The following is an 8,260-nucleotide window of genomic DNA, read 5'->3' as shown; positions in this document are numbered from 1 at the left end:
GTGACCGGTGTTGACCACCGACAGTGCGGGCACGCCACTCACCACGACGGTCAGCGAGCCGCCCGGCCGGTTGTACTTGATGCCGTTCTCCACCAGGTTGGTGACCAGGCGCTCCAGCAGCACCCGCTCGCCGACGACGACCCGGGGCACGAGGTGGGTGCCGATGGTGACCCCGGCCTCCCGGGCGCGGTCGAGGTATCCGGCGAGCACCGCCTCGACGATCGTGTCGAGCCGCTGCGGGATCCGCGAGCGCAGGCCCTGGTCACTCTCGCTGAGCGCGAGCAGACCCTCGATGAGGCGTTCGTTGCGCTCGTTGGTCTCCAGCAGCTGGCTGGTCAACAACTCCAACTGCTCGCCGGTGAGCGTCCTGGCCATGCCGACCTCGATGAGCGTCCGCTGCACCGCGAGGGGCGTCCGCAGCTCGTGCGAGGCGTTCGCCGCGAACCGCCGCTGCCCCTCGTACCCGGCGGAGACACGTTCCATCATCTCGTCGATCGCCCGGGCCAGCCGGGCCAGCTCGTCGCGGCCCCGGGGCCGGATCCGGTGACCGAGGTTCTGCGGGCCGAGGTGACCGATCGGCCCGGCCAGGTCAGCGACCGGGCGCAGGCACCACGCCGCGCCGAACCAGAGCCCCACCAGGGCGGCCACTGTCACCAGCAGCACGGCCCCCAGGGGCAGCATGTACGCCCCCGGTCGCACGTCGGCGCAGACGGTGCTCAGTCCCGGCACCGGCAGGTCACAGAACTGCCGCCCCCAGATCCAGGTCACCCCCGCCAGCCACTTGCCCATCGCCGGCAGCACCGGCCCGGCCAGCAGCGCCAGCAGGCCCACCAGCAGCACCCGACGTCGGGGCGTCCAGCTCACGCCGGTCCGCCGATGCGGTAGCCGGCCTTCGGAACGGTGTGGATGATCGCCGGGTCGCCGAGCTTCTTGCGCAGGGTCATCACGGTGACCCGCACGGCGTTGGTGAACGGGTCGGCGAACTCGTCCCAGGCCTGCTCCAGCAACTCCTCGGCGCTGACCACCTGACCGTCCGCGCGCAGCAGCACGTGCAGCACCGCGAACTCCTTCGGGCTCAGCGCGAGCGGGCGGCCGTCACGGGTGGCCACGTGCCGGCCCACGTCCAGCGCCAGACCGTCCTGGGAGAGCACCGGTGGCAACGCCGGAGTGGACCGCCGCCCGAGGGCCTGCACCCGGGCCACCAGCTCGGCGAAAGCGAACGGCTTGGTCAGGTAGTCGTCCGCGCCGAGGCCGAGCCCTTCCACCCGGTCGCGGATGCCGGCCGCCGCGGTGAGCAGCAGGACCCGGGTGCCGACCTGGGAGTCGGCGATGCTGCGGCACACCTCGTCACCGGTGTGCCCCGGCATGTCCCGGTCGAGCACCGCGACGTCGTACCGGTTCACCCCGACCCGCTCCAACGCACCGTCACCGTCGTAGCAGACGTCGACGGCCATCGAGAGGCGACGCAGCCCTTCGGCCACCGTGTCCGCCAACAACCGTTCGTCGTCCGCCACCAGCACCCGCACGTTTGTCCGCTCCCCCATTTCGGCTTGCCCGGCATACCGTCGCAGGCCCGGGTTAAGGGTTCTGTAAGCACCCGCCGCAGCCATCCTCCACGCGCGTGTCCAGCGGGCAAACCATCGCCAGCCAGCGGATGTCGGCTTCGTTCCCGGCTCACGTCGTCTGCGTGGTCCGTCCCCGACAACCACGGCGGTTGGCGCTCGCGGGTGAGCTGCGTCACGATGGGGGCCGAGGAGGTCGCCCGATGGCTGACCCGTGGCTCGCCCTGGAGTTCGGCGTCGATCCGGCGGAGCGGATCGCGCAGGTCGGCGCCGCCCACGAGGCGTTCCTGACCGCCGGGTCGGCCCCGCACCGGGTACGGGACGTGGTGCGTCGTTCCTGGGAACGCTCGGCCCGGCTCGACCCCGAGGCCACCCCGCCGATCGACCTGGCCGACGACGTTCTGGCCGCGTACCGGGCGGCGCACCCGCTGGCCCGGGTCCTGCCGCTGTTCCGGGACCTGCTCGGCGGCATCGCCCAGGACGGCGCGCACCTGATGGCGGTCTGCGACGCGCACGGGCGGCTGCTCTGGGTCGAGGGGCACCCGGGTGTGCTGCGGCACGCCGAGCGGATGAACTTCGTGCCCGGTGCCCGTTGGGACGAGACGCACGCCGGCACCAACGCGCCGGGCACCGCGCTGGCCGTCGACCACAGCGTGCAGATCTTCGCCACCGAGCACTTCAGTCGCCCGGTCCAGCGGTGGACCTGCGCCGCCGCACCGATCCACGACCCCGCCACCGGGCGGCTGCTCGGCGCGATCGACATCACCGGCGGGGACCACCTGGCCAATCCGCAGAGCCTGGCGCTGGTGCGGGCCACCGCCCGGGCCGCCGAGGCGCAGCTCGCCGCCGACCGACCGCCGGAACCCGGCGTGGCCACCGTTACCGCGCTCGGCCGCGACGAGGCGGAGCTGCGGCTCGACAGTCGACGCGTCCGGCTCGGCCGACGGCACAGCGAACTGCTGGTGCTGCTGCTCCAGCACCCCGAGGGACGCACCGGTGAACAACTCGGCCTCGACCTGTACGGCGACGACCGGCTGCACCCGGTAACCCTTCGTGCCGAGCTGTCCCGGTTGCGGCGAGTGCTCGGCCCCGAGTTGCTCGACTCCCGCCCGTACCGGCTACGCGGCACCGTCCGCGCCGACTTCACCACCGTCGCCGACCGGTTGGACCAGGGCGATCCGGCGGGGGCGCTCGACGCGTACCCCGGGCCGTTGCTGCCCGGCTCGGACGCACCGGGAGTGACGCGACTGCGCCGGCTGATCGACGGTCACCTCCGCGCCGCCGTGCTGGCCACCGCGGACCCGGCGCTGCTCGCCGCCTGGACCGCGACGCCGGCCGGCGCCGACGACCTCGCCGCCTGGCAGGCTCTGGCGCGGGCGCTGCCGGTGGGCGCGCCGCGTCGGCCCCTCGCCCTCGCGCGCATCGACCAGCTCGCCGGGGAGTACGACCTCCAGCGCGCAACGTGGCTGCAACGTTCCTGAAACTAGCGTCGCCGTCGGCACACCCGCACAACGACGGCGGAGGTAACCATGACGCGCTACGACGCGCCCACCCACTGGCAGTCCCGTTACGACCACTTCATCGGCGGCGAGTACGTCAAGCCGCACGGCGGCGCCTACTTCGAGAACCCGACCCCGGTCACCGGGCAGACCTTCACCGAGGTCGCCCGCGGCACCGCAGCCGACGTGGAGAAGGCCCTCGACGCGGCACACGGCGCCGCCGACGCCTGGGGCCGGACCCCGGTGGCCGAACGGGCGCTGATCCTCAACCGGATCGCCGACCGGATGCAGGACAACCTGGAGTCCCTGGCCATCGCCGAGAGCTGGGAGAACGGCAAGCCGGTCCGGGAAACCCTCGCCGCCGACATTCCGCTCGCCATCGACCACTTCCGCTACTTCGCCGGGGCGATCCGAGCCCAGGAGGGCTCACTCGGCGAACTCGACGACGACACCGTGGCGTACCACTTCCACGAACCGCTCGGCGTGGTCGGGCAGATCATCCCGTGGAACTTCCCGATCCTCATGGCGACCTGGAAGCTCGCGCCCGCGCTGGCCGCCGGCAACGCCGTGGTGCTCAAGCCGGCCGAGCAGACACCAGCGTCCATCCACTACTGGCTGTCCCTGGTGGCGGACCTGCTGCCACCGGGAGTGCTGAACATCGTCAACGGTTTCGGCGTGGAGGCCGGCAAACCGCTCGCGTCCTCCGCCCGGGTCGCAAAGGTGGCCTTCACCGGCGAGACCACCACCGGGCGGCTGATCATGCAGTACGCCAGTGAGAACATCAAACCGGTCACGCTGGAGTTGGGCGGCAAGAGCCCCAACATCTTCTTCGACGACGTCAGCGCCCACTCCGACGACTTCCTCGACAAGGCGCTGGAAGGCTTCACCATGTTCGCCCTCAACCAGGGCGAGGTCTGCACCTGCCCGTCGCGGGCGCTGATCCAGCAGGGCCACTACAGCGACTTCCTCGCCGCGGCGGTCTCCCGCACCGAGCAGATCGTGCAGGGGCACCCCCTGGACACCGACACGATGATCGGCGCGCAGGCTTCCAACGACCAGCTCGAAAAGATCCTGTCCTACCTGGACATCGGCCGGCAGGAGGGTGCTCGCGTGTTGACCGGCGGCTCCCGCGCGGACCTGGGCGGAGACCTGTCGGGCGGGTACTACGTTGAGCCAACCATCTTCGAGGGCGACAACTCGATGCGGATCTTCCAGGAGGAGATCTTCGGGCCGGTGGTCTCGGTGACCTCCTTCGCCGACCTCGACGACGCCGTGAAGATCGCCAACGACACCCTGTACGGGCTGGGCGCGGGCGTGTGGAGCCGGGACATGAACACCGCGTACCGGGCCGGGCGGGCCATCCAGGCCGGACGGGTGTGGACCAACTGCTACCACGCGTACCCGGCGCACGCCGCGTTCGGCGGGTACAAGCAGTCCGGCATCGGCCGGGAGAACCACAAGATGATGCTGGAGCACTACCAGCAGACGAAGAACCTGCTGGTCAGCTACTCCACCAAGAAGCTCGGTTTCTTCTGATGCCGGTCGTCTCCGTCACCCCCGCCGCGGCCGAGTTGATCCGGTCGCTGCGGGGGCGGCACGGCCCGCTGATGTTCCACCAGTCCGGCGGCTGCTGCGACGGCAGCGCCCCGATGTGCTTCCCGGCGGGCGAGTTCCGCACCGGCGCGTCCGACGTGCTGCTCGCCTCGCTCTCGGTCGACGGGGTGGCTGAGCCGGTCGAGTTCTGGATGTCGACGTCACAGTGGGAGTTGTGGAAACACACCACGCTGACCGTCGACGTGGTGCCGGGCAGAGGCAGCGGCTTCTCCCTGGAAGCCCCCGACGGCGTCCGCTTCCTCATCCGCTCCCACCTGGCCCCGTAAGGCCGAGGCCACCGGTGCCGAGAGCGGTATACCTCTGAGTCATATTTATGCCTCAGAGGTATACCGCTTCAACCGCAATCAGTCTTCAGCTGAGTGACGTTGCGTTACCAAGGAGCGCGACCCTTGATTAGTCGCAGCCGTAACCGTCCTTGTCGTTGTCCAGGCGGTAGATGTCGTCGCCGATGACCTTGATGGGCCCTGTGACATACCCGGGGCCGTCACCAGAGCCAGGCAGACAGTCGACGTCGCTGGCGATCGGGACGCAGCCGCCGTAGTTCGGGTCGCACTTCGACGCCTGCGGCTTCTTGGTGCCGACGGCGACGACCTGGGTCACCGGCTGCTTCGTCACGGCGGACTTGACGAGCTTCCTGCCCGTCGTCACCCCGTCGGTGGTGGTCACCTCGTAGGTCAGGGTCCGTACCCCGTTCACGCCCTTGGTGCGGACGACCCGCTTGCCCTGGGCCAGCGACGAGTCCTTGACGGTCCGCTCGCCGTACCGGATGGTGGCCCGCTCCGTCACCGTCGTCACCTGCACCACGGGCGCGGCCGCCGCGCTGGACGCGCTGGGTGCCACCGACGGGGGTGCCGACGAAGGCACAGTGGAGGGTGCGGCAGCCGCCGACGACGCCTCCTCGGTCGGCTCGCCGGGTGTGGCCAGGATGGGCTGCTGCGGCTGCTCGGCAGCGGTGCCGGTCTGGGTCGGCTTCGGCTCGCCGGTCAGCGCGCTGACGATGGCGGTGCCGGTGCAGCAGAGCAGCAGGATCGACAGGGTCACCGAGCCGAGGATCACGGCGGCCCGACCGGCGGGAGTGGTCCGACGGAACCAGTTGGGCCGGGGCTGCTGGCCGGGCGGCGGCGGGTGCGACGGACCCGGGTTCTGTGGTGGTTGCATCGTCACGGCGATGAGTGTCGTCGCAAATACCGTGTGCAATATCCACCGTCGCGTTCGTCACCTGCGCCTTTCGCTTCCCGGGACGGGTCGGGGGGCGCGCCTGTGGGGGACGAGTCGATAGGCGCGGCAACCCACCAGGCCGGCGGGGCAGGGCCGATCGTGCGGGTGTCAGCACCACCAAAAACCGCAAATCACCATGCATCGGTTCGATGAGCGATCGGACGCCCGTCGCGGCGACGAAACTGTCGCGATGCCGTCACCCGGACGCGTTCATCGCTCCTGCAACCCCCAGCGAGGCGTCGGGGGGAGCGCCCTCGGCCGCGCACCCCGACACCGGCCCACGCGCCGGTGGCGGGCAACTCCAACGCGATGACCGGGTTGAGGGAGGTATGCCAGACCACCGCCTGGTGCCCGTACTCCCGCGTCGACAACGAGTGGACGACGCGAGAGTACGGGACGGGCGGGATCAGCCGATGCTGACGAGGGCGTTGTCCATTGCGCCGCGGAACTGGTCGTTGTTGGACAGACCCGGTCCCTTGGCGCCGATGTTGACCTTCGCCGTGTTGGTGATGGTCATCGTGGCACCGGTCGAGGACGCCACCGTCTCACTGCCGACGATCAGGCTGAGGACGTCACCGCGCCGCTTGCACTGGACGAACTTCCAGCCCTGGTCGGCGATGGAGGCGTCGGCGGTGATGAGCAGCGACGCCGCCCCGTTGGGGCCGGTGCCGGCGATCCGGCAGCCCGGCTTGCCGTCGTCGAGCTGGAGCTTCCACTGCGCCGGGTCGGCGAAGACGCCTTTCTGCATGAGGTTGGCGCCGCTGGTCACCTGACCGGCTGAAACCTTCACCAGGGTGCTGATGGTGAAGTCCTGGCTGCCCGGGTTGAGGTTGGCGGCATCCGGGACCTGGACGACGGCGCTACCGGAGGCCGGGAAGGCGATCGCCGGGCTGGCGCCCCCACCACTGGGGCGGGTCGTACGCGAGATGGCGCCCGGGGCACCGACCGCGATGCAGCCGGAGTCGCCGGGGGTGGCGACGTCGGCAAAGCACCCGGTCGTCCACGGACCGGGCTCGATCTGCCCGGTGGGAGTGGCGTCGAAGTCGAGGCGCAATTCCTCTGTGGCGGCGTACGCGGGTGCGGTGTCAACCAGGACTGCGGCGGCGAGAGCGGTGACGCCCAGAGCGAGTGCGGACATGGCACGACCCATGGTGGCCCTCCAGAGATTGGTCTGCAGGCCCCCGTGTGGCCGCAGCGCATCAATATGATCACTATGAGTACGGCCGCTGTCAATGCCGTCCGGGGTGGCCGGTCACCGTTCCTGCAGGCCCCAGGGGGAGCCGTATCCGTTCAGCAGGTCGAGGAAGGGCATCGGGGGCAGCGCCTCCGGCCCGAGCACCCCGACACCGGCCCACGCGCCGGTGGCGAGCAACTCCAAGGCGATGACCGGGTTGACGGCGGTCTGCCAGACCACCGCCTGGTGCCCGTACTCCCGCATCGACCACTCGTTGTCGACCACGTGGTACAGGTAGACCTCGCGGGGTCGCCCGTCCGGGCCGAGGCCGCGTACCCAGGTGCCGGCGCAGGTCTTGCCGCGCATCCGGGCGCCGAGCGTGGCCGGGTCGGGCAGACTCGCGGCCACCACGTCACGCGGGGAGACCTCGACCCCGCGGACCCGCACCGGGGAGACCGCGTCCAGGCCGAGCTTGTGCAGTGTCTTGAGCACCTCGATGAACTCGTCGCCGAGGCCGTACTTGAAGGTGACCCGCCGGGCGTTGACCCAGCGCGGGATGAGCAGCACCTCCTCGTGTTCGACGTTGACGCACTCGACCGGCCCGATGCCCTCCGGGAAGTGGAAGACCTCCGGCTCGGAGAACGGTTCGGTGGTGAACCAGCCCCGGTCCCGCTCCCAGACGACTGGCGGGTTGAGGCACTCCTCGATGGTGGTCCAGATGGAGAACGAGGGCGCGAAGTCGTACCCGTCGACGGTGAGGTTCGCCCCGTCCCGAACACCGATCTCGTCGATCTCGCTGAACAGCTCGTCGGCGGCGTACCGGGCGAACACGTCCGACAGGCCGGGCTCGACCCCGATGCCGCAGAGCGCGAGCCGACCGGCAGTCGACCAGGTGTCGGCCAGTGCGAACTGTTCGTCACCGAGCTTCACGCCGGTCTCGGCGTGCGACAACGACATCGCCATGTCCAGATAGTCCGCGCCGGCCGCGAACGCGCCGTTGAAGATCGGCATGACGAAGCGCGGGTCGACGGCGTTGAGCACGTGCGTGATCCGGTGCTCCCGGCACAGCGCGGTGACCGCGTTGGCCGAGGCGGCGTCCACCTGGGCGGCGACGAAGCGGTCACCATGCCCGGCGACCGCCCGCTGGGCGCGAGCGGGGTCGTGGTCGGCAACCACCATGGTCTCGAAGAAGG

8 protein-coding genes are annotated in these 8,260 nt (G+C 70.5%); 3 read left to right on the top strand and 5 right to left on the bottom strand.

Annotated elements, in window-relative coordinates; translation table 11 throughout:
* Both KBX53_RS14045 and KBX53_RS14040 read right to left on the bottom strand, forming a co-directional pair.
* Positions 1 to 864, bottom strand: an 864-nt coding sequence (locus KBX53_RS14045) for a HAMP domain-containing sensor histidine kinase (protein ID WP_309140770.1), incomplete at its 3' end; no start/stop codon positions are given.
* Entirely contained in the window at positions 861 to 1,526 is a 666-nt protein-coding gene (locus tag KBX53_RS14040; RefSeq protein ID WP_030331573.1) for a response regulator transcription factor, read from the bottom strand. The genes KBX53_RS14040 and KBX53_RS14045, both read right to left, overlap by 4 nt.
* A 239-nt stretch (positions 1,527 to 1,765) precedes the next feature.
* On the opposite strand from KBX53_RS14040, the gene KBX53_RS14035 reads away from it, so the two are divergent.
* The 3 genes from KBX53_RS14035 to KBX53_RS14025 are packed head-to-tail and all read left to right on the top strand — an operon-like array spanning position 1,766 to position 4,941.
* Positions 1,766 to 3,043, top strand: a complete 1,278-nt coding sequence (locus KBX53_RS14035; protein WP_030331574.1) for a GAF domain-containing protein — start codon at positions 1,766 to 1,768, stop codon at positions 3,041 to 3,043.
* 48 nt (positions 3,044 to 3,091) lie between these two features.
* Complete coding sequence (adh, locus tag KBX53_RS14030) at positions 3,092 to 4,597, top strand: aldehyde dehydrogenase (RefSeq protein ID WP_210859663.1); 1,506 nt, start codon at positions 3,092 to 3,094, stop codon at positions 4,595 to 4,597.
* Positions 4,594 to 4,941, top strand: a complete 348-nt coding sequence (locus KBX53_RS14025) for a DUF779 domain-containing protein (RefSeq protein WP_156057526.1) — start codon at positions 4,594 to 4,596, stop codon at positions 4,939 to 4,941. The genes adh and KBX53_RS14025 overlap by 4 nt, the downstream gene beginning before the upstream one ends.
* Before the next feature lie 127 nt (positions 4,942 to 5,068).
* Here the strand turns inward: KBX53_RS14025 and KBX53_RS14020 are convergent, their stop codons facing one another.
* The 3 genes from KBX53_RS14020 to KBX53_RS14010 form a co-directional block, all read right to left on the bottom strand.
* On the bottom strand, positions 5,069 to 5,833 hold the full coding sequence (locus KBX53_RS14020; RefSeq protein WP_210859665.1) for a G5 domain-containing protein: 765 nt from the start codon (positions 5,831 to 5,833) through the stop codon (positions 5,069 to 5,071).
* Between the two features lie 466 nt (positions 5,834 to 6,299).
* Positions 6,300 to 7,031 carry a LamG-like jellyroll fold domain-containing protein gene (locus KBX53_RS14015; protein WP_210859662.1) on the bottom strand — a complete coding sequence of 244 codons (732 nt, stop codon included), beginning with the start codon at positions 7,029 to 7,031 and terminating at the stop codon, positions 6,300 to 6,302.
* A gap of 114 nt (positions 7,032 to 7,145) precedes the next feature.
* On the bottom strand, positions 7,146 to 8,260 hold a 1,115-nt coding region (locus KBX53_RS14010), incomplete at its 5' end, for a saccharopine dehydrogenase family protein (RefSeq protein ID WP_210859661.1).

Source organism: Micromonospora sp. M51, assembly GCF_018070305.1.
In the GTDB taxonomy this organism is placed as follows: domain Bacteria; phylum Actinomycetota; class Actinomycetes; order Mycobacteriales; family Micromonosporaceae; genus Micromonospora; species Micromonospora parva.
Note: the sequence above shows the minus strand (reverse complement) of the source record. Positions and strands in the feature narration are given on the sequence as shown.